This is a genomic window from Austwickia sp., from assembly GCA_016699675.1.
Lineage (GTDB): Bacteria > Actinomycetota > Actinomycetes > Actinomycetales > Dermatophilaceae > Austwickia.
In genome coordinates this window covers 3321299-3338961 of sequence record CP064985.1, presented here as the reverse complement: position 1 = coordinate 3338961, position 17663 = coordinate 3321299, and the positions used below count along the sequence as shown (strand labels likewise).

The 17663-nt window shown below is 68.8% G+C and carries 14 protein-coding genes, 2 tRNA genes and 2 pseudogenes; 5 read left to right on the top strand and 13 right to left on the bottom strand.

Annotated elements, in window-relative coordinates; all coding sequences use genetic code 11:
• Positions 1-144 precede the first annotated feature (144 nt).
• Positions 145-411 (top strand): hypothetical protein, encoded by a 267-nt coding sequence (locus IPK37_15300; GenBank protein ID QQS00238.1) that lies wholly within the window; start codon positions 145-147, stop codon positions 409-411.
• Positions 412-439: 28 nt separating this feature from the next.
• Here IPK37_15300 and IPK37_15295 read toward each other — a convergent pair.
• Positions 440-513, bottom strand: a tRNA-Arg gene (locus IPK37_15295).
• A gap of 123 nt (positions 514-636) precedes the next feature.
• Entirely contained in the window at positions 637-1785 is a 1149-nt protein-coding gene (locus tag IPK37_15290; GenBank protein ID QQS00237.1) for a PrsW family intramembrane metalloprotease, read from the bottom strand.
• A gap of 211 nt (positions 1786-1996) precedes the next feature.
• On the opposite strand from IPK37_15290, the gene orn reads away from it, so the two are divergent.
• Both orn and IPK37_15280 read left to right on the top strand, forming a co-directional pair.
• Positions 1997-2602, top strand: coding sequence for an oligoribonuclease (gene orn, locus IPK37_15285; GenBank protein QQS02926.1), 606 nt, complete (start codon positions 1997-1999; stop codon positions 2600-2602).
• A 111-nt stretch (positions 2603-2713) separates the two neighbouring features.
• Positions 2714-2786 (top strand) — tRNA-His (locus IPK37_15280).
• Here the strand turns inward: IPK37_15280 and IPK37_15275 are convergent.
• From IPK37_15275 to IPK37_15240, 8 genes and pseudogenes are all read right to left on the bottom strand, one after another.
• A complete protein-coding gene (locus IPK37_15275) occupies positions 2782-4464 on the bottom strand; it encodes a recombinase family protein (protein QQS00236.1) in 1683 nt (560 codons plus the stop codon). The two genes, IPK37_15280 and IPK37_15275, sit on opposite strands and share 5 nt — an antisense overlap.
• A 381-nt stretch (positions 4465-4845) precedes the next feature.
• Positions 4846-5346, bottom strand: a pseudogene (locus IPK37_15270) (hypothetical protein).
• Positions 5347-5443: 97 nt separating this feature from the next.
• Positions 5444-5905: a single-stranded DNA-binding protein gene (locus tag IPK37_15265; protein QQS00235.1), complete on the bottom strand. Its 462-nt coding sequence runs from the start codon at positions 5903-5905 to the stop codon at positions 5444-5446.
• Positions 5906-5981: 76 nt separating this feature from the next.
• Positions 5982-7757, bottom strand: coding sequence for a type IV secretory system conjugative DNA transfer family protein (locus IPK37_15260; protein ID QQS00234.1), 1776 nt, complete (start codon positions 7755-7757; stop codon positions 5982-5984).
• On the bottom strand, positions 7754-8275 hold the full coding sequence (locus IPK37_15255) for a hypothetical protein (protein QQS00233.1): 522 nt from the start codon (positions 8273-8275) through the stop codon (positions 7754-7756). Before IPK37_15255 ends, IPK37_15260 begins: the two co-directional genes overlap by 4 nt.
• Positions 8276-8301: 26 nt before the next feature.
• Complete coding sequence (locus tag IPK37_15250; GenBank protein QQS00232.1) at positions 8302-9771, bottom strand: ATP-binding protein; 1470 nt, start codon at positions 9769-9771, stop codon at positions 8302-8304.
• Positions 9768-10214 carry a hypothetical protein gene (locus tag IPK37_15245; GenBank protein QQS00231.1) on the bottom strand — a complete coding sequence of 149 codons (447 nt, stop codon included), beginning with the start codon at positions 10212-10214 and terminating at the stop codon, positions 9768-9770. Before IPK37_15245 ends, IPK37_15250 begins: the two co-directional genes overlap by 4 nt.
• Before the next feature lie 3 nt (positions 10215-10217).
• Positions 10218-10991, bottom strand: a complete 774-nt coding sequence (locus tag IPK37_15240; GenBank protein QQS02925.1) for a hypothetical protein — start codon at positions 10989-10991, stop codon at positions 10218-10220.
• Positions 10992-11211: 220 nt separating this feature from the next.
• Between IPK37_15240 and IPK37_15235 the strand changes: the two genes are divergently transcribed.
• Both IPK37_15235 and IPK37_15230 read left to right on the top strand, forming a co-directional pair.
• Positions 11212-12756, top strand: coding sequence for an IS21 family transposase (locus IPK37_15235; GenBank protein QQS02924.1), 1545 nt, complete (start codon positions 11212-11214; stop codon positions 12754-12756).
• Positions 12753-13536: pseudogene (locus IPK37_15230) on the top strand (ATP-binding protein). Before IPK37_15235 ends, IPK37_15230 begins: the two are co-directional and overlap by 4 nt.
• 354 nt (positions 13537-13890) lie before the next feature.
• On the opposite strand, the gene IPK37_15225 reads toward IPK37_15230, so the two are convergent.
• From IPK37_15225 to IPK37_15215, 3 genes are all read right to left on the bottom strand, one after another.
• The gene (locus tag IPK37_15225) at positions 13891-14751 is read right to left on the bottom strand and encodes a hypothetical protein (GenBank protein ID QQS00230.1); all 861 of its coding nucleotides are present in this window, start codon (positions 14749-14751) and stop codon (positions 13891-13893) included.
• A 76-nt stretch (positions 14752-14827) separates the two neighbouring features.
• Positions 14828-16297, bottom strand: coding sequence for a PrgI family protein (locus IPK37_15220; protein QQS00229.1), 1470 nt, complete (start codon positions 16295-16297; stop codon positions 14828-14830).
• Between the two features lie 3 nt (positions 16298-16300).
• Positions 16301-17662, bottom strand: coding sequence for a conjugal transfer protein TrbL (locus IPK37_15215; GenBank protein QQS00228.1), 1362 nt, complete (start codon positions 17660-17662; stop codon positions 16301-16303).
• Between the last annotated feature and the right edge of the window lies 1 nt (position 17663).

Here is a 17663-nt window from a genome sequence, read left to right as displayed (position 1 = left end):
GGGCCGCGCCCGTCCCGCGAACAGGTCGATCGCCCCGCAAGCCTCACGATCGCCCCCGGTCGGCCGATCGGGGCTTCGCAGCACCGCCACGGACGGCACCCGGCTGACGCGGAAGCACCGGCCGGACCAGGACAGGAAGATCCCATGAGTACCCATCGAGGTCTCGTCGCGCCGGCTTTCGACGGCACGACCCGCGCACCGTACGCCGACACGGCCGCCGCCGACGACCAGGTCTATGCCCGGGTCGGTCAGCAGGCCGCCTGGGTCAGCGTCGTCATCGCCGCCGCCGCCGGAGCCGTCGACCCGCAGGCCTGGCTGTTCGCCGAGCGGGCCCGCCACCAGCGCGACGGCGCCTGCGACCCGTGGGCGGACCAGATGCTCTACCGGGCAGGACTGCTGCCGACCCGCTGAGCTGCGCGAATGTCGGTGGGTGGCGAGGCGCCCCCGGCAGGACTCGAACCTGCGACCTAGAGATTAGAAGGCTCTTGCTCTATCCAGCTGAGCTACGAGGGCTGGGCGCCGCACTGCCGGCGCGTGTCCTCGATTCTAGAGCCCGACCAGATTCGGCTCATGCCGGCGTCTGCGTCGTGCCGGCGTCCGCGTCTCGCCGGCGGCTGCGTCATGCCCGCGGCCGCGTCAGGCCGGCGGCCGACCGACCGGCGGGGCGTACAGGCCGGCGCGGATCTGACCCAGCTCGCGCAGGAGGGCCGCCTCTTGCTCGGGGGCGTCGGGCGGCGCGGTGCCGTGCCGGACGCGTTGGCGCAGGAACGCCAGCTCTGTGGCCTGGTCCTGGAACCGCTGCATCCGTCGGCCGTTCTCGGGGCCACCGACCTCGGCCGCCCAGCGCCGGGCCGACCGCCGCAGCGGCAGGCTGGCCAGCATGGCGACCTCGGGCGGGGCGAACCAGCCCGCGGCGGCGTACGAGGACAGCTCCAGCCCGATGATCCGCCCCTCCCGCCGGCGGGCCCACACGGCGAACGCCGCCACCGCGATGAAGAGGGGCACCTGCAGCACGAAGTACAGGGTGAGGGCGCCCTCGGCGCCGAGGACGGCCGCCCCGTTCCACAGGGCGTGCAGGGTCATGGCCAGCAGCAGGCCGAGCACCGGGGCCACGACCCGCAGCGGCCCGCGCGAGCGCGTCGAGGCGATGCCCAGGCCCACCCCCGTGCAGGCCGTGAACATCGGGTGCGCGAACGGCCCGAACAGCCCGCGGGTGATCAGGACGACGGCCAGCCCCGACACGCCGTACTCCCCCCAGCTGCGCCCCAGATAGAGGATGTTCTCCGCGAAGGCGAAGCCGGCGGCGCAGGTGGCGGCGTACACGATCCCGTCCACCACCCCGTCGAACTCGCGGCGGCGCAGCAGCAGGACGAGCAAGACGCCGAGCCCCTTGAGTGACTCCTCGACCACGGGCGCCACGACGACGGCGGCGACCTCCTGCGCGGATTCGCGGCCGGCCACCTCGGCGATGATCAGCATCGACGAGGTGTTGAGGACGAGGGCCCCGGCGGTGGCGACGCAGGCCCCCCAGAGGAACGCCGTCACGAGATAGCGGGTCGGCTCCGCCTCGAACCGGTCCAGCCACAGCACCGCCGGCAGGACGATGCCGAGCGGCAGAATCGCCGCGGCCATCCCGATGAGCGCCGGCTCGACCCCGATCTCCGCGTCCAGGCCCGTGGCGAAGACCAACCCGGTGAGCAGGAAAAGCGTGGCGGTGCTCCCCGTCCACAGCCAGCGCCGCAGCAGGGGCCGCGCGCTGGGCGGGTTCGGCGGGTACGGAGTCACGCTCACCTCCGGGGGCGATCGGTCGCTGGGGGCCGTGCGGTCGGGTCCGCGGGGCGGGGTCGCCGCGACCGCGTGGCCACGGTACGCCGTACGCCCGCGTCCCGGTCGGCTCCCGGCGGACACCTAAGGTGAAGGGGTGACGACGGCGCCGAACGCAACCCCTCCGCAGCCCCAGCCCACCGACGGCCCAGCCAAGCCCAACGACAAGTCGCTGGCGGACCGGATCGTCTGGATCGACTGCGAGATGACCGGCCTGTCGTTGGAGAACGACGCGCTGATCGAGGTCGCGGCCCTGGTCACGGACTTCGAGCTGAACCAGCTGGGCGACGGGGTGGACGTCGTCGTCCGCCCGCCGGACGCGGCGCTGGCGCAGATGGGCGACTTCGTGACGGACATGCACACCAGCAGCGGGCTGCTGGCCGAGCTGGCGGACGGGATGACGCTGGAGGCGGCGCAGGAGAAGGTGCTGGACTACGTCCGGGCCTGGGCGCCGGAGGCGGGCAAGGCGCCGCTGGGCGGGAACACGGTCGCCACCGACCGGGGCTTCCTCGCGCGGGACATGCCGGAGCTGGAGTCCTGGCTGCACTACCGGATCATCGACGTGTCCTCGATCAAGGAACTGTCGCGGCGCTGGTACCCGCGCGCCTACTTCAATGCCCCCGCCAAGCACGGCGGCCACCGCGCCCTCGCCGACATCCGGGAGAGCATCGCCGAGCTGCGTTATTACCGCGCCGCCGTCTTCGTGCCGCACCCCGGACCGGACACCGACCGCTGCCGCGAGCTGGGTGCCCGGTACGAGATCGTCGACCCCACCTGACGCCGCCCGAGGTGTGGCGGACTCATCGGCGGGGCTCCGGTCCGGAGCACCCCCAGTCTCGGGGTACGATAGTCGCCGCTGCCCGGGCGCGATCCGCTCCGGTCAGCCCTGGTGGGTGTAGCTCAGCTGGTAGAGCACCTGGTTGTGGTCCAGGTGGTCGCGGGTTCAAGTCCCGTCACTCACCCTGATGTGGCGAGGTTCAAACCCTCGACCGGAGGAACCGCTCCGGTTTGGGTCTGAACCTCGTCACTTTTCTGTGTCTCGGCAGCCCAGTTCAGGGCGTTCGCCTGCACCTCGGGATCGCACAGTGCGTCGTAGGGCTGCTGGTAGGTGACGCGCGGTTCGACGTCGTCATCGAGGTAGATCGCGGTGAAGAACGCCTGGTTGCAGAGCCGGCGGTTCGCGTCGTCGCAGCGGCGATAGATGCCGGCGACATTCGCCAGCAGACCGATCGAATCTTCCAGGTTCGCCCGCGCGGCAGCGTACTCATCATGGTGGGCCGCGATCCGGTTGTTGATCGTTTCCAGCTCCGCGCCGATCCGGGCTTGCTCCTGCTTGAGCAGGTCCAGCGGTACCGCGTCGGCGTAGTGGGCTTGCAGCAGCTTGACCCGCTCGTTGTCGAGGCGGTCGCGGTCGGCGGCGAGCCGGGCCAACTCCTGGGTGTCGGCAGCCATGAGCTGGTCGAACTGAGCATGCATCATGCCCGCCACGTTCTGCCGGGTTTGGCCCCTGATCTGAATACGGTCGTAGTACGACTCGATCAGCCGCTCCACATCCTCAATGAGCACCGCCTGACGGGTGCAGTCACCCGCGCCACCATGCCGGCCCGAGCACACGAAGTACGGGTAGACCTTGCCGTGACGGTTGCGGGAGTTGCAGATGATGAGCCGGCTGCCGCACTGGCCGCAGTAGACCGTGCCCTTCAAGTAGTGGTCGTGAATCTGCGTGGCGTCGGCGGCGGACTTGTGGGAGTCGAGCACCGACTGAACCTGATACCAAACCTCGCGCGGCACGATCGCTTCGTGCGTGCCCTTGTACGTCGCGCCCTTGTAGCGGATGTCGCCCTTGTAGTACGGGTTCGTGAGAATCCGATGCACGCTCGACAATCCGATGGGCTTGGACGGCCGGTTGGGCGACGGCGGCGTGTTCAGGCCACGCCGCACGAGTTCGCGGTGGAGCTGCGTGGTCGTCCACTGGCCCGAGGCGAACACCTGGAACGCCCATGTCACCAGCTCCGCCCGCTCAGGATCGACCTGCACCGTGCGGACCTCACGGCCGCGCTCGTCACGGACTCCGACGTTGAGGTAGCCCATCGGTGCCCGGTTGATGGTGCCGCCTTGTGCTGCCTTCTGCGACAGGCCCTTGATTGTCTCGGTGGCGAGGTTGCGGGAGTAGAACTCGGCAATCGAGGACATGATGCCGTGCAGCAGCATGCCCGAAGGAGTCTCGTCGATGTTCTCGCTCGCGGACACGAGCATCACTCCGGCGTCGCGTAGCGCGAGGTGGATCGTCACGTCGTCGGCGCGGTTGCGAGCGAGCCGGTCGACCTTGTGGACGATGCAGTAGTTGACCTGATGCTCGGTCACGTACTGGATCATCCGCATCAGTTCGGGCCGGTCGGCCTTGCGCGCGGACTCGCCCGCGTCCACGAACTCTTCGATCACGGTCGCGCCGAGCTGTTCGGCCTTCCGGCGGTTCGCTTCGCGCTGGGCAGGGATGGAATATCCCTCGTCTGTGCCGCCCTTTTCTGCCTGCTCCTTGGTGGAGACGCGCAGGTAGGACACGGCCACGGCGCCGCCGGTGGGCACTGATGGGGTCAGGAGGCTATCGACCGCGGCGCGGTCGAGGGTAGGGGTCGTCATGGCTCTTCTCCGCGAGTGGTGGTCCAGACGCCCACCGCAGAGGTGTCAACTGCGAATGTTGATTGTGAGAAGAGCCCGAAGGCTGTATGACGAGGCCCAGGTCGGCCAAGTCCGCATGCCCGCCGAGACAGCGGGGTTTAGGACCACAACATCCACCTCTACGGCGGACACCTTCATTCTACGACGAGTCGCTGACACCGGCCATAGCCCCGCGCTCCCGCTCCCGTGTGGCTCGCTGTTCACCGGAGTCTTGGAGCGCGAACCGGATCAGCAGCTCGGTCAGCTTGTCGAGGTCGGGGGTCTCTCGGTGCACTGCGCGCACCGACAGGTTCCGTTCCTCTCTCGACCGGCGATTGGTCTTCCTGACGTACTTGCGCGGCATCAATCCTTCACCTCGCCAGTCACAGGATCGACGCCAGCGAAGAACGCTTCCTCAGCGGCCTCGCGCATGGCGACTTCATCGAGGACGTAGCGCACGAAGTCTTCGTCGCGGTCGGGGATCGGTACCTCTTCGACTGGCTCGGCGGGTGCTTCGCCGGGCCAGGTGGTTTGCCGGGTTGGGCGGTCGCGGTCCAGGCGGGTGCCGCTGGTAGCTACCCAGTCGCGGAGGCGCTGGCGGGCGTCGGCGAAGTCGCGGTGCCAGCCCAGCGGTGCGGAGCCGTTCTGCTCGGGGTCGTAGGCACACAGCCAGTGCAGGTGCAGCGCGGACAGTTCCCAGAGCAGTTCGGGGTGGCGGTGCCACATCGGCGGGATCACGCTGGCGGGCAGGCCGTAGGTGTGGCGCAGCCAATCGACCCAGCGGTTCAGTTCCAGCAGCTCGGCTTCCAGGTCGCCGGCCGACAGCAGGTTCCAGTTGATCGGCCTCGGCGGCCCGGGCACATCGCTGCCGGGATCGAACGCCAGACGCTCATCGAAGTCGTCGGGCACCTCCGCCCCCGCAGACGCATTGGGCGTGTCGGTGGGGCTCATCACGGCCCCCTCACATTCCCATTGCCGGCGCGGTGGTCGCCTGCCTGCTCGGTTCGCGACTGGTGAACGCCGAGGCGTCCCGCGCCGGTGCCGCCTGCTCAGGTCCGTTGCGACGGGGCGAGCGGTTAACCTCGTAGCGGGTGCGGGCGGTGTCGTGACCGATCTTCCTGGCGGTGAACTCTTCGCTCTCGACGGCCTGGCCGTCGCGCTCGTAGTTGACCGAGCGGGTGTACCCCTCGGCGATGAAGTTGTCACCCTTGCGGAACCGATCGTGTGCGTGGTTCGCGGATCGCCCGAACATCACCAGGTGGTGGAAGGTGGTCTCCAACTGGGTGAACGAGCCGTCGTCCTCCTTGCGGAAGTGCTCTTGCCCGAAGCGGAAGTAGAGCCTTGCGTCGCCCTTCTCTGTCTGCGTCAGTTGCGGGCTCGAAGCGACGAACCCGGAAACGGATTCCTGCGTGTGGATGGTCATGATCGCGTCCTTGTCTGCTCACGCAGCCCGTCGTGCTGGGCCGCTGTGGCGGGAAGGTGCGCGAACGCCTCCGAGGTCAGGTGCCGGTGCGGCGCAGGAGTGCTTCGATCTCCTTGCGGTCACTGGCGAGCTGCCCGGCATCCGAGCGGTTGGGCCACGGGTGCAGGTCGGTGACGATGGGTGGCGCGGAGCGCAGCAGCACGACCCCAGTGCCGAAGGGCAGTCGGCGGATGCGGTCGGGCGGGAAGATCGGGACACGGCGCACGGATCGCTGGTTGGAGCGCGTGCCGTGATCGCCCAGCGTCACCGAGTCGGTGTACTCGTCGCGTTCCCCAACGAGCGCGCTCAGGTCTTGCAGGTCGCGGGAGTTCGACGCACCACCGAAGATGACTTTCACGATGCTCGCGTCCCAGATCGCGTTGGCCTGGTGCTCGTTCCACTTCTCCCGCGCCTGAGCGAGCGACTGCAACACAGGCATCGTCGTGATCCCCGACCCACCGCCTTCAGCCATCAACGTCGGCAACGACGGCAGGGGCGAGAGGTTGGCTATCTCGTCCAGCGCCAGCAGCATCGGCGGATCGAGCCGCGCGCCCGGTGAGCGTGCCGCGAGACGGCGGGCAGTCTCGATCAGGTCTTCCACCAACGCCGCGACCAGCGCCGCAGATGCCCCCGCCCCCGAGCCCGTCGCGAGTAAGAACAGGGTGCCGCGATCGCGGATGAACGCCTCGGGGTCGAACCCTTCTCCCTCGGCCGGTGATACGGCATCGAGGACTCGCGGGTCGGCCAGCGATCCGAGCGCGAGGGACACGCCTTGCCAGATCGAGTCGCGGGTGCGGGGGTCGGAGTCGATCATCGCCTCCAACGACTCGGCCCATCCGGTCGCGGCGCGGGTGGAGCCGGTCAGGATCGCCACCGCATCCGCCGCCGCGGTGGGGTCGAGGGTCCAGCGGAACAGCTCGGCCGGAGGCCGGTTGTCGATCGCCGCCGCGTGCAGCAGGGCTTGGAGCGCGGCGCGAGTCTTGCCTTCCCAGAACCCGCCCGAATCGACCCCGCCCGCGGACAGACCGGTACCGGCGGCGAGGCCGGTGGCGCGGATCATCGCAGTTTGTGGCGACTCACATCCCCGGATCGGTGACCAGCGCAGACCGGCGGGCAGGCCTTCGGCCAGGTGTTGGGGGTCGAAGATCGCGACGGGTCCGATGCGGCGTCGGGCGCGCATGGTCGCGGTCAGGTTGTCGGGCCGAGTCGAGGTGACGACGACGGCGCCGGGTGCGTCGAGGATCGCCGGGATCACCAGGTGCAGGCCTTTGCCGGATCGGGGCGGGCCGATGACCATGATCGAGTCCTCGACCGACGCCCACACGCCCACCCCTTTCGACGCGCCGAGCTGGTAGCCGACATCGTGCGGTTTCGGGTCGGTCAGTCCGGGGCGGAGGCTTCCGGCGCGGCGCAGCAGCGCCTTCTCCGATGCCGCGGTGGCGACTTCGTGGCGGGTTGCGATCCCGGCCATCCGGCGCGGGTCTTGCTCGGCCCGGTGTGTGTAGCGGCGAACCCGCGCCCACACGAAGACCACGAGTGCGAGGAGGAGCGCGAGCATGGCCCCGGTGACGATCCAGTAGACGACTGGGTTCAGGCCGTCCGAGTCGAACGCGGTGCCGGGGTCGCCGGGATGGAACAGGACGCCGACCCCGGCCGCGAGCCCGCCTTCGGGCTGAGGGGTGCCGGTGAGCCAGGCGGTGATGGTGCCGGTGGCTCGGAGGACGAGTGCGACTCCGAAGAGGGCGACCAGGCCGATCATGGCGGCGTTGGTCAGCTCGTCACCGAACGATCCGGTCTGCCTTCCCTCGGTCATGGCAGCCGCCGGATCACCGCGGCACCTGAGATGCGTCCGAGCAGCAGCACTTCGATCCGCCCGGTTGCGTGGTCGGGGATCGGGTTGGTGGGGTCGATGAGGGCGCGGGCGGTGCCGGTGTGCGCGGCGTCGGTGTGGCCGGTGATGATCGCGACCGCGACATCCTCACCGGGCACGAACCCGTCGCCCTCGATCTGATGGAACACCGGCAGTGCCGCCGTGGGGTTCGCCTCGACGGCGGGCTCGGGTTCGGGGAGGGCGCGGCGGGGTCGTGCGGTGATGAGGTCGGTGAACACCGAGCCGTCTGCTTCGCGGACCTCGACGCGGATGGGGCGGGTGCGGTCGTTGCTGGCCTGGTCGATGATCTGCGGGAACGACTCGCGCCGCCACGGTGGCGCCCACTGAGGCGGCGTCAAGGGTGCGCCGTCGAGGGTGGCGGTCAGAATGCCGTCCTCGTGCACTGTGAGAACGACGGTCGGGATGTTGACGGGTGGCTGGTCGGGTTCGCTTCGCTTCATGCCCGGCAGGTGCACCCGCCGAGTCGCTAGATCATGCGGGTCGTGGTGTCGAACATTGCCAGCTCGTCGGGGTGCATCTGGTGCTGGACGACGAAGGATCGTTCCTTGATCCGCCACAGCCCTTGCCCGGTCCCCAGGCCAGGCAGGAGGTGCTGTTCGGTGCCGGTCAGGCCGAGGGTCTTGGCGGTCAGGGAGAGCTGGTCGGATTCCTGCCGGTAGATCACTCTCGTTTCGGCGTTGGCGAGCAGGCTGTTCGCCAGGGAGCGCATGGCCGAGCCTTGATCGCCCACGTTGTCGAGGTCGCTCAGCTTGTGGAAGACGAGCATGTTGGCCAAGCCGTAGTGGCGGGCGAGCCGCCATTGCGCATCCATGCGGCGCAGCAGGGCGGGGTGGGCCATGAGTCGCCAGGCTTCGTCGTAGATCATCCAGCGTTTCCCGCCATCGGGGTCCATCAGCGCGGCTTCCATCCACGCGCTTGCGCAGGTCATCAGCACACTCAGCAGGGCGGCGTTCTCGGCGACGCGGCTGAGGTCGAGGCTCACCATCGGCAACGACGGGTCAAACTTCACCGTGCTTGGCCCGTCGAAGAGGCCGGCGAGGTCGCCACCGACGAGACGGCGCAGGGCGTGCGCGACGAGTCGTCCGTCTTCGGCCAGCCGCCGATCCTCGTCGGCAGATGGGGTGAGGAGGCGGTCCACAACCATCGGCAGGATCGGCACCTCAGCGTCCCGCACCGTCGCGGTCAGGGCGGTGTCGATGGCGGTGTGTTCCAACGGCGACAGGTCCCTGCCGAGCACGGTCTCCGCGAGCGCGCCCAGCAGCTCACGACGCCGCGACGCCAGCGTGGAGGCCCACTCCCGATCCGACAGACCCGAGGAGCGGTGGCCTTCATCGAGCGGGTTCAGCCGGGTGCGGAGCCCGTGGCCGAGGACGATGGCCTTCCCGCCGACTGCTTCGGCGACGGCGGTGTGCTCGCCTTTGGGATCGCACGCGATGTAGACGCGGCGACCGAACGGCAACGACCGCGTGTAGAGCGACTTGGCCAGGCTCGACTTTCCCGAACCCACAATGCCGGCGAGGATCATGTTCGGCGCGGTGATGATGCCCCGCCGGTACAACTCCCACGGGTCATAGACGAACGATCCGCCGGAGTACATGTCCTGCCCGACGAATACCCCTTGGCTGCCGAGGCCGCCTTCGGCGAGGAACGGATACTGGGCCGACAACACGGCGCTGGTGTCTTGATGGCGTGGGAGGCGGAGCCGGCCTGGCGTTCGCAGCATCGCGGCTCCGGGTTCGCCGGCCTTCGGCAGATACGTCGTGGCCCGCCGCTCCGCTCGCTCTGCTTCGGCCTTGGCTTTGGCGGCTTCGGTCTCGGCGTGGCGTTGCTCGGCGACGAGCCGGGCGGCGGTCTGCCGGCGCTGTTTGCGGTACTTGCGCCGCTCCGACGCCGGGGCGACGAGCACCGAGGTGTGCAGCTTCTCCCGCTCGTTCACAGCGACCGCCCCCGCGAGCGAGCGTCCGAACTGATCGCGGGCCGGTCGAACCACGACGGCTCCGACGTGGATGGCGGCGGCGTTTCGCTCAGGAGGGTGAGTGCGTCGGCGTTCTGCCGGGCGGCTTCGGCCGCCCATGCGGGGAACATGCTCGCGTGCTCGGCGGCGTTGCCGGGGTTGTCGATGATGTACTGCCGGGACTCACCGGCGGGGTCGCGCAGCGCCCGCTCGGGTGCGACGGGCGCACCGGCTCCGGTGAACAGGTCTCGACCTTCGAGGCTGTGCCCGGTCGTGGCGTCTTCGATGCGGTAGGCGTACCGCTGGTGCTCGCTGACCGGGCTCTCGGGCCAGACGGTCAGGGTGAGCGTGCCGGCCTGCCGGGATGTGCGGGGCGTGGGGTCTGTGGTGTTCATGCCGGGCAGGTGCACCACCGGCACCGGCACGGTTCAGAGTGAGAGGCGGCCGCTCTGTTTGAGCGTCGTGATCGCGGCCGGCTCGAACCACGACCCCTGCGACTGTGCCTGCCGGGGTGCGACCGCCGACTTCGGGGCGTTCGGGGACGAGTACGACACCAGAAGTTCCGGCACACCCTGCACCGGGCCGACCGCCTCCGCCTCGGCGGGTTCGGGAGTGGTGGTGTGGCGGCGGAGCAGGGAGACGTAGCCGAGCTGGGGGTTGACGACCAGCGCGTAGTCGCCTGAGCGCATCACTCGATCGTTGGTTCCTTCTCCGGGTTCGTCGTAGACGTACCCGTTCTCCATCGCCGCGTCGGTGGTCTCGTCACCGTAGTCCCACTCGGCGAGGTAGTCCACCGCGTCGACGTGCCCCAGCTCCCCGAGGATGCGCAACGGCCGTTCGGCCTCATCGCCTTGCAAGATCACGACACTGATCCACCGCGACAGCTCAGCCTCTTCGACAGCGGGGTCCGGGTGCCAGGCGATCCGTCCCGCAGAGATGAACCCTTCCGCGAGCCTGTCATAGGCCCGGTCGATGAGGTTCGCGGCCTGGCGCAACTCCTCCGCCGCAGCGAGCGCGTCTCGCACTCCTGCCTCGTGGCTTCCGTCGTCGTTGAAGGCATGCGCGGCCTTGCGCTCGTGAACATCGGCGATCTGATCGAGCGCCTGCCGCAGCGAGCGCATCCCCGAGGACAGATCACCGATTACCCCGTACATCTGCGCGGGCTGATCGAAGTCCCGGCTCGCGTGGGCCAACCCCCGCAGCGCCTCGGATACCTCAGCGGCGTCGTGTCGGCGGCCACGAGAAACTGCCCGGAGACGGCCACGAAGCTGCCCGCTGGCGGACGTGAGAACTGCCCACTGACGGTCATGGGATCTGCCCGACACGACGTCGTCTGCCTCGCCGACCTGCGCGGTTGAGGCCCCTTCCTCGGGTGCGATGAGCGGTGCTGATGCGCCCTATCGCTCCCGAGGAAGGGATGAGTTGAAGTCTGCCGAGGAGATCATGGAAATGTTGGATGCCTACGACCTAACAGGTTCGTTGCGCGATGCCGGCGAGCTGGCTGGCTGCTCCCACCACACGGTGAAGCGGTACGTGGATCGCCGTGCTGGCGGCGGGGAGTTGCCGGCGGCGGCGGTGCGGCCGATGTTGATCGATGAGTATCTGCCCAAGGTCGAGGAGTGGGTCGAGCGGTCGGTCGGGAAGGTCCGTGCCGATGTGGCGCACGAGAAGCTGCTCGCCCTGGGCTACGGAGGGTCGGAGCGCACCACCCGCCGTGCGGTCGCGAAGGTCAAGAAGTCCTACCGGGCCGGACACGTGCGGGTGCACCGTCCCTGGGTGACTGAGCCGGGGATGTGGTTGCAGTACGACTACGGCGATGGCCCCGTCGTCGACGGCGTCAAGACCGTGCTGTTCGTCGCCTGGCTGGCTTGGTCGCGGTTCCGGGTCGTGTTGCCGATCCGCGACAAGACGATGCCCTCGGTGTTCGCTGCCCTGGACGTGACGTTCCGGCGGCTGGGTGGGGTGCCGACCTATGTGTTGACCGACAACGAGAAGACCGTCACGGTCGAGCACATCGCCGGAATTCCGGTGCGGAATCCGCAGCTGGTGGCGTTCGCCGAGCACTACTCGATGGTCGTGCACACCTGCGTCCCGGCCGATCCGGCGTCCAAGGGCGGCACCGAGTCGTCGGTGAAGATCAGCAAGGCCGACCTGGTCCCCAAGGACACCAACCTGCGCGAGGGGTACGCCTCGTTCGCCGAGCTCGAGGCGGCGTGCGTGGAGTTCTGCGAGAAGGTCAACACCCGAGCGCACCGGGTCACTCGTCGGCCACCGATCGAGATGCTCGCCGAGGAACGGGTCCGGCTGCACCCGGTCCCGATGACCCCGCACACGGTCGCGTTCGGCACCACGCGGGTGGTGCCGGGCAACACACCGATGGTGATGTTCGAGTCCGGCCAGTACTCGGTCCCGCATGCCCTGCTGGGTGCGACGGTGTGGGTCCGTGCCCATGGTGTCGGCGAGGACGAGTGGGTCGTCATCGTCCACGTCGGCCAGGACGGTCCCCTCGAAGTCGCCCGCCACCGCCGGGCCACACCCGGCACCCCGAAGATCGATGACGAGCACTTCCCAGCCCAGCCGTCCGGGCCACTGGACCGCCAGCCCCGTGCGAAGAACCCGGCCGAGTCCGACTTCCTCGACCTGGGCGAGGGCGCGAGGTTGTGGCTGATCGAGGCCGCCGCCGCAGGCACACCACGGATGCGCGTCAAGATGGCCGAAGCCCTCAGCTTGGCCAAGCTGTTCGACCCCGTCGAGGTCGACTGGGCACTGGGCCACGCCGCCGTGCACGGCCGGTTCGCCGAAGCAGACCTGTCCTCGATCCTGGACCACCACGCCCGAGCACCGAAAGCCGGTGAGCACCGGGCCAGCGAGGACTCCTCGCTGACCCAGGGCACCAGCGCATGGGCACGGCTCGGTGAACAGGTCGGCCAGCACGACGGCCGCGACGGGAACGAGGTGGCCCGATGACGACGAGAAGCACGGCGTCAGCACCGCCGCTGCCAGCCGAACTGGAGGAGCTGTTGCGCCGGTTGCGGCTGCCGCACATCCGTCGTCACGCACCCGAGGTCGTCGCAACCGCGAAAGCCCAACGCTGGGAGCCCGCCGAGGTGTTGAAGGCGCTGTTCGCCGAGGAGGTCGCCGGCCGGGAGCGTTCCGCACTTGTCACCCGGCGAGCGTCGGCGGGCTTCCCCCACCGGGAAGACCTTCGACGCGTGGCAGCCCGAGGCATCCTCGATCCCAGTCCCGACCCAGCAGGCGCTCCGCACCCTGGAATGGGTCCACCGCCGCGAGAACCTCGTGGTCTGCGGCCCGTCGGGCACCGGGAAGACGTTCCTGCTGGAGGCCCTTGGCCAGCAAGCCGTCGAGGCCGGGTTGAAGGTCGCCTGGTTCACCCTGGAAGACCTCGGCGTCCTACTCCGAAGGCACCGTGCGGACGACACTGTCACCAAGGCCATCGCCCGGGTCCTGCGCGCCGACCTGGTCATCGTCGATGACATCGGCCTGCTGCCGGTCGCCGCGGACGCCGCCGAGGGGCTCTACAGACTCGTCGACGCCGCCTATGAGAAGCGGTCAGTCGCGATCAGCTCGAACCTCCACCCCTCTGGGTTCGACGAGCTGATGCCCAAGACGCTGGCCACCGCCACGGTGGACCGACTGCTCCACCACGCCCACGTCTGCCAGACCAGCGGCGACAGCGTCCGGCTCACCCAAGCACTCGCCGGTCAAGGGGTGAGCCCGTTGAACTGACCACCCTGGTCGGTGGTGGCCACAACCCCCTTGGGTAGATCCCGTGGCCACCACCGGGCAGATCTCGTGACCGTCAGCGGGCAGCTTTCATGTCCGCCACTGGGCAGTTCCGACTGTCCCTTGACAGCGTCGGCTGTTGAGTCGAAGAATGTGGGCATGGTGACCTCCTGGTGCCGTGTGACGAGGAGGTACGCGCCCGAGCCCGTGGTAGAGTGTCTACTACGTAGCGGATGCCACTGATGGGCTAGAGGGTCAGAACCTCAATTCGCACAAAAACAGTGGAGACCCAGGTTCGACTCCTGGCTCCGGCAAAGCCGGATGTAGCTCAATGGGTACAGAGCCCCCGTGTTCTTTTCACCACGATGTCGCCGTCCAGTAGCCCGACTGTCGTGCCGCTAGTTCGAGTTCTTCCGCGCTCAGACTTAGCCCGCCAAGGTAATGGAATCGCGCGAACCCCAAGAGCCCACGCTTCCACTGCCTGCTATTGCGCGGGTGCTCAGCAGATTCGGCGAAGTCGGCGACGGCGATCCCGGCCCAGGTCTCTCTGCTCAGCTTCTGCCCCAGGACCTCATTGAGTCGCCGCGCACCCTCCTTCGTGACTGCAAACGCAGCGATCAGATGGCCGATTGTGAAGTGCAGCTTCCCGTCCCTCATCATCGAATCGAGCGGAGCCATCGTCAGTTGCTCCCATCGCTCGCGCTGCGCATCAGTCAACGAGTCCAGTACCTCGGTCACTGCAGGCGTCACATGGCCGGCATGGTGAATCTGGGCATTCCGAACACAACGCAACACGTGGAAGAGAGGGATCACATCGGCCGGCTCCGCGACTCCAGCAGCGTCGAAGAAGGTCCTGTGCATGCGTCCCGCATTCAAGGCCCCCCAGGCCTGTGATACTGCGTAGCCTGCGTCGTCCAGCATGGCGATTGCATCTTTAACGAAGGCCTCATAGACAGCCAGTGCGTACGGAATCGCCACGGCTGCGAGGTGCGCATCGGCGTCGAGTAGGAGCTGTGATGCTCGATCTGGTAGAAGGTTGAAACGGTCAATGTCGCTCACTGCCGGAAACAGTCCGGGGAGCTGATGAGGAGACCCACTGTGCAGCTGGAGATTGTGTGCGGCCAGCCGGGAGCCTGCAAGGAGCGCGATCATGGCGTTGTTCGCCTCGACCCGCGCGTCGACATAGGCCCGGTACCGCGCAAAGTTGATCTCGCTCACACACCCAAGTTTCTCGCACTTCACCTGACAGACGCAGCAAGTCGGCGCGGATGATCGCGCCCAGCGGCGAGCGCCGTCACACCCTCCGGCACAGGGGCAGCGCGGCGGCGGTGAAGGCGGCGGCTTGCTGGCCGACGAGTCGGCGGGTCTCGCAGGAGCTCTGGATGGCGGCTTGGGTGATCGCGGCGACGGCGGCTTCGAGGTCGTCGATGCTCGGTGCCGACACACTGATGAGTCCGGTCACGCGCAGGACGCCGTGCCCGGCGGTGAGGTCGGCTTCCTGTTGTAGCACGTCTTGGAACTCCGCTGATTGTGAGGCGTCCTCGATCTGCCCGAGCCGGGCACGCTGGGCCGCATCGCTGATGTATTCGACCTTCTTGCGTCGGATGTCGCGGGCGGCCTGGTCGGAGCGCATCGGCGTGTAGATCAGGGACACGGCCCGTTGGATGCCGGTGGACAGCAGGATCGGGGCAGCGAAACCGGGATAGACGAGGCTCCGGGGCCATTCCGATATCCAGAGCACAGCGTGGTGGGCGGAGTCGGTACGCAGGTTGCCCCAGGTCTCGGTGACCGCGACAGGCCCGGCGGTGGCGAGGTCGCGGCCGATCTGTCCGTGTCGCTCCAACGCTGAGGCGATCGCGGGATCGTAGGCGGATCGGAGGATGACGGCGATCTGTCCGGCGTTGAGCCACCCAGAGGGGGCGAGGTCGGCCGACCGCAGCGCCGACACGAGGGTGGACATCTCCTGCCGCAGTACCCCGGCGGCGCCCTTGATGCCGCCACCGGCGGTCCTGATCTGTCGGGCGGCCGCTTTCATGTCCAGTGACAGGCTGATGGTGGTGGCGTGCCGTTCCCCGGCCGGGCCAGCGCGCTCGATCAACTCGGCGTAGGTGTCGGCGGCCCAAGAGCCGTCCGGGGTTCCGTGCGCGGTCCACCACTCCGCCAACCCCGTACCCGAGTCCGGCAGGGTCCGTTCGAGAACCTGCAAGGTTGCGATCCTGCCCGAGCGGCACACCGTCGCCAACGCCCGGCCCCAGGTCGTGACGCGGCGTTCCTGCTCGCCCGGGTCCAACAAGACGAACGCCGGATGCGCCACCTCGCACACGACCGTCAGGGTGGCGGCGTCGGGGTCGTGGATCATGCACGCCCCGCTCTCCGGGTCGATGAACTCCCGCAGCCGCGCCGCGTCGCCGGGGAGCGCGAGGGTGCCGACCGGCCGGGGCCGGACGATGCGGCGGCGGTAGAGCAACTGCCCGCCCGTGACCCGCCACAGCCACCAGAACGTGACCGGCAGCCACTCCACGACCGGGCGCCCGCCGACCGGTATCCAGGTCAGCGCGGCGCAGAGCACCCAGATGGGCGCGGTGTAGGCGAGCAGCATCCCGCCGCCGGCGTAGAACGCGCCGACCAGCGTGAGGCCGCCGATGCCGAGCGTGACGAGCTGAGCGACCGACAACCCCAACAACACCCCGCGGCGAGTGAGACGGCTGAACTTCACCGGCACCAGCTCACCCGACGCAGCGGTCTCTTTCGCGTGACTGGGCATCGGTCACTCCTTCGTCGGCTTGGGCGCGGGCGGGGTCGGACTGGCGGGGCGTGGGCTCGGTGGAGCGGTCGGCGCCGGCGTCGATGGCGGCGGTAGGGCGCTGGTCTGCCCGGCACCGGCGGCGGCCGTCTCGGCCTCACCCGCCAACGCCGTCCCGGCCTTCGGCCCCGCGGTCGCGGCACCCTTCACCACCTGCGCACCGACCACCACCGCAGCCGCCGGACCCGCCGCAGCAGCACCCGCCCCGGCTCCCGCGCCTGCGCTAGCTCCGCCACTCGCGCTAGCTCCGGCACCGGCACCAGAACTTGCGCCGCCGCCACTTCCAGCAGTCGGGGTGGGCTTCGGTGGCACACCCGCACCACCTCCCGAACCGCCACCGCCGTCGCCGCTGGTTTGACCGTCGAGTACCTTCTTCGGCCCATCCCCGGACGGCTTGGAGGGCACGGGGATGGGACGGTTCAAGGCCCGCTTGGCGTCGTCCTCAGCGCCGGCCTGGCCGTAGTAGTCGGTGCCGACGAACGCGAGGAACCGATACGTCAGATACGGAGCGAACCCGGCCAGCGCCATGAGCACGATCCCGGACAGCGGATCGGACACCGAGGCCAGGTCGACGTCGATGGGTGCGGCGACCTGGGTGATCGCGACGAGGAAGATCACGACCAGCACGAGCTTGGACAGGATCAGCGCGATGACGAACATGGCGCACTTGCCGACCCAGCCCCGTGCCGCATCCCACGACGAACCGGAGAACGCCAGCGGGGCGAGGGCGACCGCGACGAGCAGTAGCGATTTGCGGATCAGCAATGAGAGCCACACGATCGCTGCCGATGCGATGGCCAGGCCGGCGAGGAAGATCATGATGATCGCGCCGACACCGGGGGCGGCGATGGACAGCCCGGACAAGGCCAGGACGAGGGCGGCGATCTTGTCGCCCATTGTCTCGGTGGTTTCGCCGGCGGCTTGGATGATGCCGACGCAGAGCTGGTCGGTGATTTCCAGCAGCAGCGCGACCAGGGTGATGACCACGAACGATCCGAGGACGGATTTCCCCAGGCCGAGCGCGGCCCGGGTGAGGGCGGTGGGGTCGCGGCGGATCATGCCGGTGATGAGCTGAAGTGCGAAGAACAGCAGCATCACGAACACGGCGATGCCGAACACGAGGTTGAATACCGACACGAACCCGGGCCGCTGCACGTCCACGAGCGTGGTGGTGTCGAAGACCGTCCAGACGGCCTCGAACAGCCAGCCGGCCGCGCCGCCCATTGCTTGCGCGAGCCAGTCGAACGGGGCCGAAACCAGCGACGCTGCCGCCTCACCGGCGGTGTCGCAGACGGTGGAAATCACCGGGACATCGCAAATGCCCATG